This is a genomic window from Collinsella intestinalis DSM 13280, assembly GCF_000156175.1.
GTDB lineage: Bacteria > Actinomycetota > Coriobacteriia > Coriobacteriales > Coriobacteriaceae > Collinsella > Collinsella intestinalis.
Genome location: NZ_GG692710.1, coordinates 1,301,256 through 1,317,592 on the forward strand (window position 1 = coordinate 1,301,256; position 16,337 = coordinate 1,317,592).

At 62.0% G+C, this 16,337-nt stretch carries 14 protein-coding genes and 1 rRNA gene; all 15 read left to right on the forward strand.

Features of this window, described 5'->3' with window-relative positions; genetic code table 11:
* Positions 1-56: 56 nt before the first annotated feature.
* The 15 genes from rrf to COLINT_RS05955 all read left to right on the forward strand — a co-directional run bounded on the left by rrf (position 57) and on the right by COLINT_RS05955 (position 16,104).
* Positions 57-172 (forward strand): 5S ribosomal RNA (gene rrf / locus COLINT_RS05885).
* Positions 173-325: 153 nt separating this feature from the next.
* Positions 326-787, forward strand: a complete 462-nt coding sequence (locus COLINT_RS05890) for a hypothetical protein (protein ID WP_006723525.1) — start codon at positions 326-328, stop codon at positions 785-787.
* A gap of 224 nt (positions 788-1,011) precedes the next feature.
* Complete coding sequence (gene typA / locus COLINT_RS05895) at positions 1,012-2,841, forward strand: translational GTPase TypA (RefSeq protein WP_006723526.1); 1,830 nt, start codon at positions 1,012-1,014, stop codon at positions 2,839-2,841.
* Positions 2,842-3,076: 235 nt separating this feature from the next.
* Positions 3,077-3,973 (forward strand): hypothetical protein, encoded by an 897-nt coding sequence (locus COLINT_RS08185; RefSeq protein ID WP_006723527.1) that lies wholly within the window; start codon positions 3,077-3,079, stop codon positions 3,971-3,973.
* Positions 3,974-4,220: 247 nt separating this feature from the next.
* The gene (locus COLINT_RS05905; protein ID WP_006723529.1) at positions 4,221-4,814 is read left to right on the forward strand and encodes an iron-sulfur cluster scaffold-like protein; all 594 of its coding nucleotides are present in this window, start codon (positions 4,221-4,223) and stop codon (positions 4,812-4,814) included.
* A gap of 231 nt (positions 4,815-5,045) precedes the next feature.
* Entirely contained in the window at positions 5,046-5,771 is a 726-nt protein-coding gene (locus COLINT_RS05910) for a 4Fe-4S binding protein (protein ID WP_156780337.1), read from the forward strand.
* Positions 5,772-5,783: 12 nt separating this feature from the next.
* Positions 5,784-8,030, forward strand: coding sequence for an aldehyde ferredoxin oxidoreductase (locus tag COLINT_RS05915; RefSeq protein WP_006723531.1), 2,247 nt, complete (start codon positions 5,784-5,786; stop codon positions 8,028-8,030).
* 24 nt (positions 8,031-8,054) lie between these two features.
* A complete protein-coding gene (locus tag COLINT_RS05920) occupies positions 8,055-8,729 on the forward strand; it encodes a cytochrome c3 family protein (RefSeq protein WP_006723532.1) in 675 nt (224 codons plus the stop codon).
* Positions 8,730-9,035: 306 nt separating this feature from the next.
* Positions 9,036-9,302, forward strand: a complete 267-nt coding sequence (locus COLINT_RS05925) for a TIGR03905 family TSCPD domain-containing protein (protein ID WP_039910407.1) — start codon at positions 9,036-9,038, stop codon at positions 9,300-9,302.
* A gap of 107 nt (positions 9,303-9,409) precedes the next feature.
* A complete protein-coding gene (locus tag COLINT_RS05930) occupies positions 9,410-10,660 on the forward strand; it encodes a hypothetical protein (RefSeq protein WP_006723534.1) in 1,251 nt (416 codons plus the stop codon).
* Positions 10,661-10,792: 132 nt separating this feature from the next.
* Positions 10,793-11,512, forward strand: coding sequence for a response regulator transcription factor (locus COLINT_RS05935; RefSeq protein ID WP_039910408.1), 720 nt, complete (start codon positions 10,793-10,795; stop codon positions 11,510-11,512).
* Positions 11,513-11,716: 204 nt separating this feature from the next.
* Positions 11,717-13,225: a sensor histidine kinase gene (locus tag COLINT_RS05940; RefSeq protein WP_006723536.1), complete on the forward strand. Its 1,509-nt coding sequence runs from the start codon at positions 11,717-11,719 to the stop codon at positions 13,223-13,225.
* A gap of 106 nt (positions 13,226-13,331) precedes the next feature.
* Positions 13,332-14,258 carry a phosphoribosylaminoimidazolesuccinocarboxamide synthase gene (locus COLINT_RS05945; RefSeq protein WP_211203992.1) on the forward strand — a complete coding sequence of 309 codons (927 nt, stop codon included), beginning with the start codon at positions 13,332-13,334 and terminating at the stop codon, positions 14,256-14,258.
* Complete coding sequence (locus COLINT_RS05950) at positions 14,227-14,820, forward strand: hypothetical protein (RefSeq protein WP_039910409.1); 594 nt, start codon at positions 14,227-14,229, stop codon at positions 14,818-14,820. Before COLINT_RS05945 ends, COLINT_RS05950 begins: the two co-directional genes overlap by 32 nt.
* A gap of 3 nt (positions 14,821-14,823) precedes the next feature.
* Positions 14,824-16,104 carry an aminopeptidase gene (locus tag COLINT_RS05955; protein ID WP_006723539.1) on the forward strand — a complete coding sequence of 427 codons (1,281 nt, stop codon included), beginning with the start codon at positions 14,824-14,826 and terminating at the stop codon, positions 16,102-16,104.
* Positions 16,105-16,337 lie beyond the last annotated feature (233 nt).

Here is a 16,337-nt window from a genome sequence, read left to right on the forward strand (position 1 = left end):
GGGCCCTCCAGGGCACGCGAGGATCCCGGGTGGGAGGGTATGAAAGCCGCCCACCGGTCAGCGGCCATTGCGTGCGGGGCACGCCCGGTCCCATTCCGAACCCGGAAGCTAAGCCGCACCGCGCCGATGGTACTGCGGGGTCAGCCCGTGGGAGAGCAGGGCGCCGCTGACCGGTGGACGGCTTTCGCGCTTTCTCGGCGCGGGAGCGCAAGGGGGTCCCCTCGGGGCCCTCTTTTGCTATGTCGATAGGTTGTAACGAGGTATTGGTCTATCATGTACCTTTGCACTGGCTCGAGGGCATATGCCTAACCGGATAGGAGATCCCATGTCTGAGGAAATCTACAACAATGAAGCTTCCCAGGACGAGGTCTCTGCCGAACTCGATGCCATGGTCTGCGACCTGATCGACGACATGCTCAACAGTTTGGCCGATGGCGAGGATCTTGGTGTGGTTCTCATTGCCGAAGATGCAAACAGCAATCGGTATCAGGCCTGCTTTACTGAGGATGGTCCCGAGGCTTGTCTCGAGGGTGCGCAGCATTTTATCGAGGCCAATGCTGCTGGAATTCAGTCTGATCATGTCGGTCCGCTCGATCGCTATGCGATTGCGTATACAGGCGGAGTGGAGCTCGACTGCGAGTTCCAGGATGCCGTCATTGTGAGTTTCTACCAGCGTGGAATGTCGATGGGCTACTCTGCATATGTGCTGTATGAGGGTGCCGGCATGGGTGAGGACTTCCGTTGGTGCGACCCCGAGCCCGCTGGCGAGGAACCCGCCCTTCTTTAGGATCGGGATACACTGTCTACCTCTCTGGTGAACCGTTTTGCCAATCTTGCAGAGTAGTTCTATAGCTTCAGATTATGTGTAGTGCCAGCAAACCCGCTGGTGAGGCATGTTTGTATCAGTGACAACGGCTACAATACCGCCGTTACGATTTCCCGTATACCGACAAATTATCACGCTCATCGATACTGGCTTGCGTGAGGCCGAATTATGGATAGGGGACGCCCATGCGCGTAGACAACCTTCGAGACATTGCCATCATCGCTCACGTCGACCACGGTAAGACCACTCTGTGCGACAAGCTGCTGCGCGCCGCTGGCGCCTTCCGCTCCAATCAGGAGGTCCAGGACCGCGTGCTCGACTCCAATGACCAGGAGCGCGAGCGCGGCATCACCATTCTGGCTAAGAATATCTCCATCGACTACAACGGCGTGAAGATCAACATCATCGATACGCCCGGCCACGCCGACTTCGGCGGCGAGGTCGAGCGCGTGCTGCGCATGGCCGACGGCGCGTTGCTGCTCGTCGACGCTTTTGAGGGCCCCATGCCCCAGACCCGCTTCGTGCTGCGTCACGCCATCGACACTGGTCTTTCCATCATGATCGTCATCAACAAGATCGACCGTCCCGGCGCCGATCCCGAGAAGGCGTACAACGACTGCCTCGACCTGATGGCCGACCTTGGTGCAACTGATGAGCAGCTTGAGTTCGCGATGGAGCATGTTGTGTACTGCTCTGGCGTGAACGGCTATGCCCGCCTCGACCCCGAGGATGGCAACATGGACATGTATCCGCTGCTCGATATGATCGTCAACGATCTGCCGGCTCCCGAGGTCGATGTCGACGGCCCGCTTGCCATGCAGTGCGTCACCATCGACCACTCCAACTTTGTGGGTCGCATCGGTATCGGCCGCGTGTATTCCGGCACCATCCACACCGGTGACCAGATTCTCGTTGTCAAGAACGACGGCGAGCGCAAGACCGCTACCGTGAAGCAGCTCTTCACCTTCGACTATCTGGGCCGCACTGAGTGCTCCCAGGTCAGTGCCGGCGACCTCGCAGCCGTTGTGGGTGTGGACAACACCGATATCGGCGACGTGTACACCAATCCTGAGAACCCCGTCGAGCTCGATCCCATCGAGATCGACCCGCCGACTCTCTCCATCGTGTTCGAGGCCTCCACGTCTCCGCTCGTCGGTCGCGACGGCGACATCGTCGGCGCCCGTCAGCTCAAGGAGCGCCTGTTCAACGAGCGCGAGAACAACGTGACCATGCGCATCGAGGAGCTGCCGGACAAGACCGGCGTTGAGGTGAGCGGTCGCGGCATCCTGCACCTTTCCGTCCTGATGGAGACCATGCGCCGCGAGGGCTATGAGTTCCAGGTGGGTCGTCCGCGCGTCCTGTTCAAGAAGGACGAGAACGGCAACCTGCAGGAGCCTGTCGAGCAGGCTGTTGTGGAGTGCCCGGACGAGTACGCCGGCAAGGTCATTGAGATCTTCGGCAATTCCGGTGGCACCATGACTAGCATGGAGACCGGCACTTCTGTCACGCACGTCGAGTTCCGCATCCCGACTCGCGGCATCATGGGCTTGAAGAACCGCATTCTGAACGTCACGCATGGCGAGGGCGTGTTCTACCACACCTTCCTGGAGTACGGTCCGTATGCCGGCGAGATCGGTGGCCGCAAGAACGGCGCCATGATCGCCATGACGACCGAGAAGGCCGTGGCCTACGCTCTGGGCACGCTGCAGGAGCGCGGTGCGTTGTTCGTCGAGCCCGGTACCGAGTGCTACGAGGGCATGCTCGTGGGCGAGCGCAATCAGCCCGGCGACATGGTCGTGAACATCGCGCGTACCAAGAACCTGGGTAATCAGCGTTCCTCGACCGCCGATATCTCCGTGCAGCTTGTGCCTCCGCGCACGTTCTCCCTGGAGGAGGCCCTGGAGTACATCATCGACGACGAGCTCGTCGAGGTCACGCCCAAGAATATTCGCATGCGCAAGCGCCTGCTGAACGCCACCGACCGCAAGAAGGCGGCGAACCGCGCGGCCAAGTAGCGCGCTGTTCGGGTGGTGCCCGCCCAAGGTCGCTCGTGGCTTACCGGGTTGATTAGGCGCCGTCGCTGGCGCCGCGTTGGGAGATCGGGTTGTCCCACGCCGGCTGGGTCCGGCTTCTTTGGGGTCAATCGTTCGTGAGGGGACGGGGTCTATCTGCATGCATGCTGGTAAACTGGCATGCGTACGGATTGACCCCGTCCTTTTTGCGTTCGGGGCTGATAAGTTGAGGTAATGCATGAGCGATGAGATTGAAATGAGGGCATCCGAGGAGATGTCGCCGACTGATGCACCCATTGCGGTGGGGGAGAAGGGCGGCCCTGCCGCGTCCGGTACGCCCGCTGCGACCGGTTCTTCCGCTGTAGGTGGTACTTCTGCTGCGGTTGGTACTTCTGCTACATCTGACGTTTCGGCTGTTGCTGAAGATGCGGAGGCGGCTCGAGCCCCTGAAGAGGTCGCTCGGATCCATGCTCGCAACGACTGGTTGATTGCGGCCGATCAGGCCCTTTCCGATCTGCGACGCCGCTCGCGTGATGGCAAATTAACCACGTCCGATCGTTGGATCAAGTGTGCATTCGCCCCTGCGGGAACCGATGCCCGCGCTTTTGCCGAGGAACTCCTTGCGTTCATAGAGGAGCGCCCGCACGCCGAGGACACCCCCGCCATGGGAAAGCAGGATCTTCCTTTGGGGTACGACGATCGCCCCGAGCTCGATGAGCTCGGCTTGGACGACCCGCTTCCCGAGCCGGAGGTGACGGACATCGTCATCCTCTACGGCAAATCCGGCATCTACCTGTATTCCAAGCCGCTCATGTCGCATAGTTTCGCCCATGCGCTGTTCAACACGGCGGAGGGCGACGATTTGGCGACGTTTGCCGACGTGGTGCGCACCGAGTCGCGCGTGTATCCGCGCCCGGTGGCCGCTTCTGATTTCCTGAACCAACCGTACCTGTGGCCTGCATCCAAGGTTGCCGATCTGTTCGAGCGCGCCATGAACGACGAGGCATATGCGGATATCGAGATCACCACGACGAGCCTGAATGAGTCGTTCTTCTATTCCACGCGCCATCTGAGCCCCGCGCAGGGCAAGGCCCTGGCCGAGTGGTACGGGGTGGAGAAGTTCCGCAACCCGTAATGGTTCACCGCGGGGATGGATGGTCGTAAAATGCCACCCTGTAGCAGCGTGGCATTTTACGACCGAAATCTAGGTTATTTGCACTTGGGAATGGTCGAAATTTGCCGGTGTGAGACAGCGTGGCAGATTGCGACCAAAAGTCCGAATGCGATGCCGTGCGAGATCTTGCAGCATGACAAAACCGCCTTCGCGGAGGCGCGTTGACAGGGATAATGACAGGGAAACCCGATAGGAAGGAACCATCGCCATGGCCAAGCGCCGCCTGACCGAAGACACGCCGTTTTTGCGCACACCCGATATGTATCAGATCGAGAATGACGCCCCGATCACCGAGTATTCCGAGCGCACGCTCGATTTGATTGCCGACGCCAAGAACGGCGGTATCCCAGACGGTGCCAACGCATTTTGCAGCGTTGGCAAGGAGAAGCGCGGTACGGTTCAGATGCAGCTGTTTGCCGAGATCGACCCCGAAACCGAGACGTTTGTCGAGGTCGGTTTCCGCAGCCACGGTTGCCTGGCCGCCATTGCTTGTGCCACGGTGCTCGCCACCATGTTGCGCGGGAAGACGTTCGACGAGGCCCTCGCCATCACCAAGGAGGAGATCCTGGAGGCGGTGGGCGGTCTGCCGAACGGCCGCAAGTATACGCTCACCTATGCGGTGGAGGCCGTCCGCGCGCTGATTGGCGACTACCTGCTGCGTATCAAGGGATACGAGATCGCTCAGCTTAACGAGGTTGTTCGCTGTGAAAGCATGTGCCCGAACTGCCTTCTCACCGAGAATTGCTCCCTGCGTGACGAGCGTGTCGACCAGGAGCTGCGTGAGGCGGGAGAAATCGAGTAGAGTGTGCGGCCGCCGTGGTGGCCATCGGGTGTGCACTGCGACGGATGCGCGTTCCGCCAAAGCCCTGTGAATCAAGGCATTATTCTCCAAATAGAATAATGAGCATCTGGGGTTTAAACGTTTTATTCAGGCATAATTGAACCTGGCTGTATGTGCGCATTTTCGCCATGCGCGCAGCTTTTACGTTCCATGGGCGCAAGCGCGCCCGTGAAGCCTTTTGGGGAGGGAACTATGAAAGAGAACACCGCCATGGAGCAGGTTGGCTCCGGTGCGGACCGTCTCGACTCCTTCTTTACCCGTCGTGGGTTTGTGAAGGTGTCGGGCGCGTTCGTGGCGGGCATGGTGGCGCTGGGGCTGCTCCCGGATACCGCCGCTGCTGCCCCCACGAGCTCCAAGGGCGAGGTCGACTACTATGCGACCCCGGCCCACGTGCTCAAGGTCAATCGTGCCCGCTGCACCGGTTGCCAGCGCTGCGAGATGATGTGCACGCTCGAGAACGACGGCGCCTCTCAGCCCGCTGCCGCCCGTATCCACGTGCATGACGGCCTGCAGTTCGGCTCCGACTGGGAGTCCTGCGACGGTCTGTTCTACTCGTGCGAGTGGCAGATCCGCGCGTGCCACATGTGCACCACCGCTCTGTGCCAGACCTCGTGCCCGCACGCTGCCATCGTGACCCTCGAGGACGGCACCCGCACCGTCGACCCCGAGAAGTGCGTTGGCTGCGGCACCTGCGTCGCCGCCTGCCCGTGGCACATGCCCGTGGTCAACACCGAGACGCACAAGTCCACCAAGTGCGTTGCCTGCGGCCGCTGCGCCGAGCAGTGCCCCAACGGCGCTCTCGAGCTCATCAAGTGGGAGAACGTTAACCACTCCTCCGGCCCCACCCGTTCCGAGATCAAGTGGCCCTACGTCAGCGAAGTCCAGGACTTCGTCGGCGGCGGCAAGAGCGCCCAGTAAAGGAGAAGCGCAATGGCTGAAACCTCTTACGGTTGGGCTGGCTGGATCGCCCGCGTCAACCTCACGAGCGGAGATATCACCGAAGAGTCCGATGTCGAGATGCAGAAGGACTACATCGGTGGCATGGGCTTCGCGAACAAGATCATGTACGACGAGGTCGGCCCCGAGGTCGATTGGATGGACGAGGAGAACAAGGTCGTTCTCGCCGTCGGTCCTCTGACCGGTTCCGGCGTGCCGCTGGCGGGTCGCTCCACCTGGGCGTCCCTGTCCACCTTCACCACCGACCACCTCGTGGTCGACATGCACTGCGGCGGCCAGCTCGGCGCTATGCTCAAGTACTCCGGCCACGACGGCCTGATTATCGAGGGCAAGGCCGACAAGCCCTGCTACATCTTCATCGATGACGACAAGATCAGCATCGAGGACGCCTCCGCCCTGTGGGGCAAGGGCACCCGCGAGACCACCGAGGCCCTGTGCAAGAAGCACGGTGCCGAGTGCTGCGTGGCCGCCATCGGCCTCGCCGGTGAGAACCTGCTGCCCTACGCCTGCGTGATGAACACCCGTTCCCACTCCGCCGGCGCCGGCCTGGGTGCCGTCCTCGGCTCCAAGAACCTCAAGGCCGTCGTCGTCCGCGGCACCAAGGCCTGCCACGTCGCCGACCCGCAGATGGTCGCCGACCTGTCCGACTACATGATCTCCCAGGTCATTGGCTCCAACAACAACCACGTCGTGCCGAGCACCCAGCAGTCCTGGGCCGAGTACTACGACGCCGGTTCCCGTTGGACCGCTCGCAAGGGCCTCTACTGGGCTGCTGCCGAGGGCGGCCCCATCGAGACCGGCGAGCCCAAGCCGTTCGAGCTCAACACCATGGGCTATCGCTGCATGAAGTCCACCAAGGACATGGGCCCCGCTGCTGAGAAGTACACGGTCAAGATGGCCGGCTGCCACGGCTGCCCCGTGCGCTGCTACGCTCAGGTCCACGTGCCCTACGTGCAGGAGAAGACCGGCTACGAGTCCCAGGGCAACACCTGCGTCCCCGGCTTCCCGTTCTCTGCCTACATGCAGTCCTTCCTCAAGGCCGAGGGCATCTTCGAGGAGGACGGCAAGACGCTGTCCGACCTCTCCGTGAGCTACAACATGCTCATTTCCGCCACCGTCGACGATCTGGGTCTGTGGTGCAACTACGCCCAGCTCTACCGCGACCTGGCTTACACCTACTCCGCCGGCATCCTGGACAAGCACGTTCCGGCCGAGCAGATGGCCGAGTACAACTTCGACGCCATCATCCACGGCCAGGATCCCTCGAGCTTCGTCAAGATCCTGCTCGACATTGCCTCAAACGATGTTGAGAACAAGCCGATCTCCCTGCTCGGCCATGGTCCCATCGTGTGGGCCAAGGAGTGGGATTGCATGGATTGGTTCGACAACGCCAAGTCCGCGCTGATCAACTACCGCGGTTGGCCGGTCCACCACTCCATCGAGACCTTCGGTCAGGTCGGCGGCCTGTACAACATGATGTTCAACCGCGACGACATGATCCACTCCGCCGTCAACTTCCACGGCTGCGGTTTGCCGTACGAGCTCAAGGAAGAGATGGCCACCGAGATGTGGGGCAAGGGCGCCATCGACCCGGTCAAGGATTACACCGAGATGAACGAGGCCAAGGCCGAGTTCGCCTGGTGGAGCATCGTGACCGACGTCCTGCATGACTCCCTGGTCCTGTGCAACTGGGTGTGGCCGATGGCCATGGCCCCCGCCAAGGAGCGCAACTACCGCGGCGACCTGGACCTCGAGGCCCAGTTCTACACCGCCGTCACCGGCCAGAAGGTCACCATCGACGACCTGTACAAGGCCGGCGAGCGCATTATGACCCTCCAGCGCGCCAACACGGTCCGCGGCATGAAGGACAAGGACGGCAACGTGGGTTGCAACGACCTGCGCGGCGTCCACGACGTCATCACCGAGTGGGTCTTCGAGAAGGATCCCGAGATCGAGCCCTTCACCCCCGGCACCGACAAGATGGAGCGTAAGGACTGGAAGAAGGCCCTTACCATGCTCTACAAGCGCTTCGGTTGGGACGAGAAGCTCGGCTGCCCGACCAAGGAGTGCCTGAAGGACCTCGGTATGGACGACGTCGCCGAGGACCTCGAGTCCCGCGGTCTGCTCACCGAGGGTGGCGTTGCCTTCGACAAGCGCACCCGCACTTACGACCACATTCTCGAGAAGTACTGCGGCGACAACCCGGCGCTGTCCGCTTAAGTCGCTTGAGGTAGAGGAGCAACTATGGCTGATGAGACCAAGGAGACGAACGTGGCCGAGACCGCGTCCGAGACTCCCAAGAAGAAGCGCGACTGGAAGGGCAAGCGCCTTCCCATCGTGATCGCTGCCGTCGTGGCCGTGACGGTTCTCGGTGTCGCCGGCTGGGCTTGGCGCGCCACCCCCGGCTACTGCGACGCCCTGTGCCACAGCACCATGGGCAAGTACTACGACACGTTCGAGAATCAGACTGATTCCCTGGCGTTCGCCCACAAGGGTGTTGTGAACGGCAAGTGCCTGGACTGCCACGAGAACACGCTCGGCACCTCCGTGCGCATGGCTCAGTCCCAGCTCACGGGCAACCACGAGACCCCGCTCGCCAAGGTGACCTACACCAACGAGTTCTGCCTGCAGAGCGGTTGCCACGCGGGCGCCGGCATCATGCCCGGTGCGAGCGAGTCCTCCACCAAGGACCTTGCCTTCGACCCGCACAGCGACTTCCACGGCGTGCAGCAGTGCAATTCCTGCCACCGCATGCATGACCAGAGCGTCTTCACCTGTGCCGGCTGCCACCAGGTCGGTGCCTGGGAGGGCGAGGGCGGCATCCCTGAGGGTTGGACCAAGCAGGATCTTGGCGACGGCCAGCAGGGTGCCGTGCCGGACGGCTGGACCACGCCGTTCCTGTTCGAAGCCGCCGAGTAATTTCGGAAGGCTGCTATTGAGCACCAAGAAAGGGCGGGCCTTTGGGCTCGCCCTTTTTCTGTGCGGCGACTGCGGTCCGTGCGCTCCGGGCGAGGTAGCACGCATCGCAAGGCGATTGCGGTGCCACACGGGGATTGCCTATGGATGTCTGCCGTTTGATTCACGTAAAAGGCGGACATCCATAGGCAATTTCGCAGCGGGCATAGGTATTGTCGCGGGGCTGGACGGGGATGGCGCATCCCCAAACTGCACATATGGGTATGGCATACTTTTCCAGCAGAAAGACCGATAGTGAGGGGCATGACCATGACCAAGCTCGATTTCAAGCCGCGCGGCGTTTGCGCCCGCATGATCCACGTGGAACTGTCCGAGGACGGCCAGACCATTGAGAACGTTTCGTTTGAGGGCGGCTGCAACGGCAACCTCAAGGCGATTGGCAAACTGGTGGCCGGTCAGCCGGTCGACCGTGTCGTCGAGATGCTCGAGGGCAATACGTGCGGCCCGCGCAAGACCTCCTGTGCCGATCAGATGACCCGCGCCCTGCGCGAGGCTCAGGCCCGGATCGCCGAGTAGCTGCGGCGGGCCATGCGCCGCGAATCGACGGGCGATGAGGCGCCGTCCCAACCGCCCATGCGGCGCTGACGCGACAGTTCGACAGCGCGTTATACGAGGAATCCCATATGAGCAGTAAACATCGCGAAAAGTTGAACCAGGGCCCTGCCGCCGGTTGTAAGGTCGGCGGCGGTTTCTCTCGCCGCTCTCTATTCAAGGGTGCGGCCGCGGCTACGGCGGCACTTGGGGCTGTTTCTCTCGCGGGCTGCGGCTCGAAGGGGGATGAGCAGCAAGTAAGCGGCGAGCCTCAGGTCATCACGGACGACTCTAAGATTGTGAACGTTACCGAGGAATTTAAGAGCGTCGACAATCCGATCGCCGTCCAGTCTGCCTGGGACCTGCCCCTCGGCACGGTGCCGTTTCACTCTGAGGGTGCATGGGCCGCGCTGCTCGAGGCGCCCTCCAGCGCTCGTTCGGTAAACACGCTCGGTATCATCTCCCTGGCGTCGGGCGCGCGAACCACGCTGATTCCGCAACCCATCAAGGGTGGTGCATGCGGCTTCCACGACGTTCGATGCAGCGAGACGGTTTATGCGTGGATCGAGATGAACTACGCAGAGGCGTCGTGGGTGCTTCTCGCCCAGGAGCTGCAAAACGGTGCGCTTGCGGGCGAGGCGGTCGAGCTCGACCATGGCAACGCCGATTGGGAGCCCGCGCGTTTCACGGTGGCCGGCGGGAATGTCATATGGCAGAAGATGCCGCTTGCCGCCGGTTCCAAGCGTGCGGAGTTCTCTCATTGCTATAGCTGGGCGTTCGGCGATGCCAAGGCCAAGGACCTTTACGAGAGTCCGGGTCGCTTTGCCACATGGCCGCGCGTGAGCGGGGGGTACCTCACCATCGCGCCGCGTGTGAACACCGAGGAGGGCACGTTCTACGGGATAACCGCGCTCGACCTCGACGGCGGCAAAATGGTCGATCAGCTCGTCATGCCGCAAAACGTGAGCCCGTTTGAAGCCGTGTACATGAACGGGACGTTCGCGTTCTCTGTTGAGGCGAACTATGGGTACGGCGGAGGCTTGGGTAACATGGGCACGTTCATCGGTTGCGAGGGCGGTCCGTTCGTGTACCTGAGTCGCGAACCCCTCGCCTGCGCGGCGGGGAAAGGCAGCCGCTACCTCATCAAGGCGCGGTCGTCGCATTTTGTGGTGGACACCGAGGCAAAGACCTATGCGATCTTGCCTGCGCCCGACAAAGCCACCGACTACGGCGATTACCCCGCGAGCGAGGGCGAGACCGATCGTTTTGTGACGTTCGCAACGGTCCGCGGCGATAACGGCCTGCCCGCCGCTGTGCAGGTCAGGGTGTTCCCGCTGGCATAGTGCGGGATGCCGTACCAGATTCCGGGCGCTTGATTGAGCGTCCGGCATATTGGGCATACTCCATCTAAGATATGCGTCGCGCTTGTGCGTTAAAATGTAATGACGCTTGATCACGAGACGAGGAGGCCGCCCATGGCTTCAGATGCACGTAAGATTTTGTTGGTTGAAGACGAGAAGGCCATTCGCGACGCGGTGGCCGCTTACCTCGAGCGCGAGGGTTACTGGGTCGTGGGCGTTGGCGACGGCCAGTCCGCTGTCGAGGAGTTCGAGAAGCATCAGTTCGACCTGATCGTTCTCGACCTTATGCTCCCCAAGCTTTCCGGCGAGCGCGTCTGCCGCGCCATTCGCGATACCTCGGATGTGCCGATCATCATGCTCACTGCAAAGGGCGAGGTCGAGGACCGCATCATCGGTCTCGAGCTCGGTGCCGACGACTACCTCATCAAGCCGTTCTCCCCGCGTGAGCTCGTTGCTCGCGTGCGCGCGCTGTTCCGTCGCGCCCATCAGGCCGATGAGCCTCAGGTCGAGGTGCTCGACTTCGGCGACCTGGTGATCGATATCTCCGGCCACAAGATCCTGGTCGAGGGCAAAGAGGTCGACCTCACCGCCTCCGAGTTCAAGCTCCTCACCACGCTCGCCCGTCATCCGGGTCGCGTGTACAACCGTATGGAGCTGGTGGAGAAGGTCCTCGGTTACGACTTCGAGGGTTACGAGCGCACGATTGACAGTCACGTCAAGAATCTGCGCGCCAAGCTGGGCGACGATCCCAAGAAGCCCAAGTGGCTCTACACCGTCCACGGCGTGGGCTATCGTTTCGAGGCTCCCGCGCAGTCGGACAAGGCCGACAAGTAACACGTCTGCAGACGGGCGCCGCGAATGGTCGTGGCGCCCGTTTTTTCGTTTAACGGGTAGTCTCAAATGGGGACCAGTCTCAAATGGGGACAGGTACAATTTGAGGCGCTTCTGCCTTAATCGGGGGCGGGTGCGATTCGAGATGCGCCGAGTGTCGCAATTGGTGCCTGTCCCCATTTGAGACCCAACCACGAGGAGGGTGAGATGGCGCGTTTGGTCATCGGGCAAAAACACGGGTACGAGGGCGATCAGTCCTCGAGCCGCGCGAGCTGGAACACGCCGCACGCCACGCCGAGGGTGGGCATCAGCTACGGCGGCAGGATGGCGCTCTCCTTCGCCCTGACCTCGCTGGTGACGGTCATGATCTTGGCCTTCGTGGTCATGGTGGTCTGGGGCGGTGCGTTCTCGGACTACACCCGTGCGAACGTCGAGGAGATCGCGAACGTGGTGGCCGCCAAGATCGCCGAGACGCACCGGGCGGACGGCGGCTGGAAGCGTGAGTCGCTCGCCGCCATTGCCGAGTCCAGCGCCCTGTCCGACGATATTGGCCTGCAGGTCATGGATGTCAACGGCAAGATCTTGTACGACGACACCCTGCCAGCGCGCCATGCCAAAGAACACAGCCCCGTTTCCACGGCCCCCACGGATCCCGAGTCCGCTGTGACGGTCCCCATCATCGCGGCGGATGGCGTGCGCATCGGCGATGCCCGCCTATGGGTGCTCGGCAGCGACGCCCTGCTCACCAAGGCCGATACGGCATTTCGCGAGCGCACCTTCAACGCCATGGGGCTCGCGGCGTTCATCGCCATTTCCATATCGGTCATCGTGGGCTTCTTGGTGTCGCGCATGTTCACCAAGCCCGTGGGCACCATCACCGATACTGCCCGCCGCATCCGCGAGGGCGATCTTTCGGCCCGCACCAACATGCGCGGTGACGATGAGATAGACCAGCTCGGAGAGACCTTTGACGAGATGGCGGCCAACCTTGAGCGCGACCTCAAGCGCGAGCGCCGCCTCACCTCTGACGTGGCGCACGAACTGCGCACCCCGCTCATGGCCATGCAAGCAACGGTGGAGGCCATGCAGGATGGCGTGTACCCCACCGATGCCGAGCATCTCGAGACCGTCGCCTCCGAGACGCGCCGCCTGGCGCGATTGGTGCAGCAGACGCTCGACCTTTCCCGCCAGGAGAACCACGCCGCGCCGCTGCGCCTGGATCAGGTCGACATCGTCCAGCTCACGCGCACCATCGTGAACAACCAGCACCAGCTCTTCCACAACAAGGGCCTGCACTTGCGCTTCGCCGACGAGATGCAGGGACGCTCCGCCGTGATCACCTGCGATGCGGACATGATTACGCAGTGTGTCATCAACCTCATGAGCAACGCGATGCGCTATACGCCCGAGGACGGTTGGGTCGTGGTGTCGGTCCATGGGGATCGAAAGCACGTGATGGTCTCGGTCTCCGACACGGGCATCGGCATCGCCAAAGACGACCTGGCGCGCATTTTCGGCCGCTTTTGGCGCGCCGATGCGAGCCGCGCTCGCGAGGCCGGCGGCCTGGGCGTGGGCCTGGCGGTGACGAAGACGATCGTGGAGCGCCATCACGGCTTCATCGCCGTCGAGTCCGAGCTCGAAAAGGGCACTACGTTTACGTTACATCTTCCGCGCGAGCAGGAAGAGGAGAAACAGTCTTCTACAATGAGGTGCTAGTCGCGCACGATGGCGGGGAGCGAGGAGTTCAGCGCCATCCGCACGGCGCAACGGCTGGCGCCGGGTGGCCCCGGCGTCGTATCACAGCGTTAAGGAGAGGGCGTTTATGACAGCAATGGAGCTTCGGCCGGATTCCCAGGGTAAGGTTCGCGACATCTACGATGCGGGCGATTCGTTGCTTATGGTCGCTTCGGACCGCATTTCGGCATTCGATTACATCCTGCCCGACGAGATCCCCTATAAAGGGGAGGTTCTGAGTCGCATCTCGGCATTCTGGTTCGAGAAGCTCGCCGATGTCGTGCCGAACCATCTGGTGTCCATGGATCCGCGCGACTTTCCCGCGGAGTTCTTGCCCTATGAGGAGTATCTTTCCGGTCGCGCGATGCTGGTGCGCAAGGCCGAACCCATCAAGATCGAGTGCGTGGTCCGCGGCTATCTCACCGGGTCGATCAAGGAAGCGTATGATGCGACGGGGGAGGTCGACGGCATTGCGCTACCGGCCGGCCTGGTTGAGGCCTCACCGCTGCCCGAGCCCCTGTTCACCCCGTCTACCAAAGCCGACGTGGGAGATCATGATGAGAACATCTCCTATGAGAGGTGTGTCGAGCTCATCGGCGAGGACTTGGCAAGCCAGATTCGAGATCTGTCGATCAGCCTGTACACGGAGGCCGCGCGCTATGCCCGGACGAGAGGCATCATTATCGCGGACACCAAGTTCGAATTCGGCATCATCGACGGCCGTGTCACGCTGATCGACGAGTGCCTCACCCCCGATTCCAGTCGATTCTGGGATGCCGCCTCCTATGAGGAGGGCAAGGTTCAGCCCGGCTATGATAAGCAGTACGTGCGCGATTGGCTCAAGGACAATTGGGATTTCACGGGCGAGCCGCCGCGCCTGCCGTCTGAGGTTATTGAGAGAACATCGGCACGGTATCGCGATGCATATGAGATTATTACTGGCAGCACATTTTTGCCCATGGCATCCAAGAAGGAGCGATTGAGTGAGTACCAGAAGCGCAAACAACAAGCGTAATCAGGAGAAATTGCAGGGCGCGTCCGGCTCCGGCATGGCCCGCAAGTCGACCTCTTCCGCCAAGCCCGCCCGTCCCGCGGGCGGTTCGGTCCGCGTGGTCCCGGCAACCGCTAAGGCCAAGCGCGCCGCCGCCGAGCGCGGCGAGGACCTCTCCAACCTGTCCAAGGAGGAGAAGAAGGCCCGCAAGGCCGAGTTGCGCCGTGAGGAGGACCGCATTTACACCGCGTCCAGCCAGCTCATGAAGGAGGACGAGGATTATTCGCGGTATCGCCGCATCTGGTGGGTCCTGCTTGTCATCGGCATCCTGGCGCTTATCGGCACCTGGGTGCTTCTGGCCGTTCTCGGCCAGGATGGCATGGCCGACAAGGGCGCCCAGGCCGCGCAGTTTGCCCTGATTGTGGCCGCCTACGCTGCGATCATCGTCGCCTTTATCTTCGACTTCATCAAGATTCGCCCGATCCGCAACGCCTGCCGCGATAAGGCCGCTGGCATGACCGCCGCCAAGCTCGACGACGTCATTGCCCGCTCCATGGCGCCCAAGGACAAGAAGCAGGGCAAGTAGCATATGTTCAAGGCCGAACTTACCGTGGAGGATGCCCGCGCCGGCATGCTCAAGCTGCAGCCCAAGATCGAGCGCTATGCCGACCTGATCGTTCGCAAGGGCGTGAACGTTGAGGCGGGGCAGGAGGTTGTCATCCAGGCTCCGGTCGAGGTTGCGCCGTTCGTGCGTACGCTGGTGGCACGTGCGTATGCCGCCGGCGCCGGCCACGTGACTGTGATTTGGAGCGACGACGAGATTGCGCGTTTGACGTATGAGAACGTCGAGGCTTCCTGGTTCGAAACGGTTCCTTCCTGGCAGCGCGAGCAGCTCGATTCGCTTGCCGAGGGCGGTGCGTGCTTCATCTTTGTCGAGGGTGCGGACCCCGAGGCCCTCAAGGGCATCGATCCGGCCAAGCCCGCGGCTGCCTCCAAGGCGCGCAACACCCAGTGCAAGGCATATCGCCGTGGCATGGATTTCAACATCAACCCGTGGTGTATTGCCGGCGCTCCGGTGGTCGCTTGGGCCCGCCGCGTGTATCCGGGCGTTGAGGACGAGGTCGCCGCGTACCGTCTGTGGTGCGCGATCCTCTCCGTTGCCCGCGCGGACGGCGATGATCCCGAGTCCGCATGGGAGCTGCACGACGCCACGTTCGAGAAGAACTTGCGTCTGTTGAACGACCGCCACTTCGATCGTTTGCATTACACCTCGGCCAACGGCACCGATCTGTGGGTTGGTATGACCGATCGCCATGTGTGGGAGGGCGGCTCGAGCATGACGCCCGAGGGGCGCGAGTTCTCGCCGAACATCCCCACGGAGGAGGTGTTTACCTCGCCGGATTGCGATCGTGTGGACGGCATCGTGTATTCGGCCCTGCCGCTCGTGCGCCACGGCAACAAGATTGACCGCTTCTGGCTGCGTTTTGAGAGCGGCAGCGTTGTGGAGTTCGATGCCGAGGTTGGCCGCGATACGCTTGAGAGCATTCTTGAGACCGACGAGGGCGCGCGTCGCCTGGGTGAGGTTGCGCTGATCTCGAAGAACACGCCGATCCGCGAGACGGGCATTCTGTTCTACGACACGCTGTACGACGAGAACGCGAGTTGTCACCTGGCGCTTGGATCCGCTTTCCCCGAGTGCTACGAGGGTGGCTGCGACCTGTCTGCCGAGGAGTTGCGTCGCCGCGGCCTGAACAAGAGCGCCGCGCACGTCGACTTTATGATCGGTGCCGACGACCTGGACATAACGGGTATCACGGTCGATGGCGAAGAGGTTCCGATCTTCGTGAACGGTCAGTGGACCTGGGAATAGGCTTTTTGGCCGCCGATGAGAGTCGGCGGCCTTTTTTATGCGAGGTTCAGCTGCGTGAGATGCAGACTGGGTGCGCTGCCCGGCGGATTTGGCCAGGGCTGGGGCTTTTGGTTGGCCTGTCTTGCGGGATGATTTGGGTCGGCTGTAACGAAGTTGAGGTTTTTCGTATTAAAAACCGGTTGTGCCGAGTAGACGCGTATGAGGCAGCGCAAAAAGCGCAGGTCGCAAGATGG

Coding starts and splice junctions, on each gene's coding strand:
- COLINT_RS05890 (WP_006723525.1), top strand. CDS start 326: ATGTCTGAGGAAATCTACAACAATGAAGCTTCCCAGGACGAGGTCTCT.
- typA (WP_006723526.1), top strand. CDS start 1,012: ATGCGCGTAGACAACCTTCGAGACATTGCCATCATCGCTCACGTCGAC.
- COLINT_RS08185 (WP_006723527.1), top strand. CDS start 3,077: ATGAGCGATGAGATTGAAATGAGGGCATCCGAGGAGATGTCGCCGACT.
- COLINT_RS05905 (WP_006723529.1), top strand. CDS start 4,221: ATGGCCAAGCGCCGCCTGACCGAAGACACGCCGTTTTTGCGCACACCC.
- COLINT_RS05910 (WP_156780337.1), top strand. CDS start 5,046: ATGAAAGAGAACACCGCCATGGAGCAGGTTGGCTCCGGTGCGGACCGT.
- COLINT_RS05915 (WP_006723531.1), top strand. CDS start 5,784: ATGGCTGAAACCTCTTACGGTTGGGCTGGCTGGATCGCCCGCGTCAAC.
- COLINT_RS05920 (WP_006723532.1), top strand. CDS start 8,055: ATGGCTGATGAGACCAAGGAGACGAACGTGGCCGAGACCGCGTCCGAG.
- COLINT_RS05925 (WP_039910407.1), top strand. CDS start 9,036: ATGACCAAGCTCGATTTCAAGCCGCGCGGCGTTTGCGCCCGCATGATC.
- COLINT_RS05930 (WP_006723534.1), top strand. CDS start 9,410: ATGAGCAGTAAACATCGCGAAAAGTTGAACCAGGGCCCTGCCGCCGGT.
- COLINT_RS05935 (WP_039910408.1), top strand. CDS start 10,793: ATGGCTTCAGATGCACGTAAGATTTTGTTGGTTGAAGACGAGAAGGCC.
- COLINT_RS05940 (WP_006723536.1), top strand. CDS start 11,717: ATGGCGCGTTTGGTCATCGGGCAAAAACACGGGTACGAGGGCGATCAG.
- COLINT_RS05945 (WP_211203992.1), top strand. CDS start 13,332: ATGACAGCAATGGAGCTTCGGCCGGATTCCCAGGGTAAGGTTCGCGAC.
- COLINT_RS05955 (WP_006723539.1), top strand. CDS start 14,824: ATGTTCAAGGCCGAACTTACCGTGGAGGATGCCCGCGCCGGCATGCTC.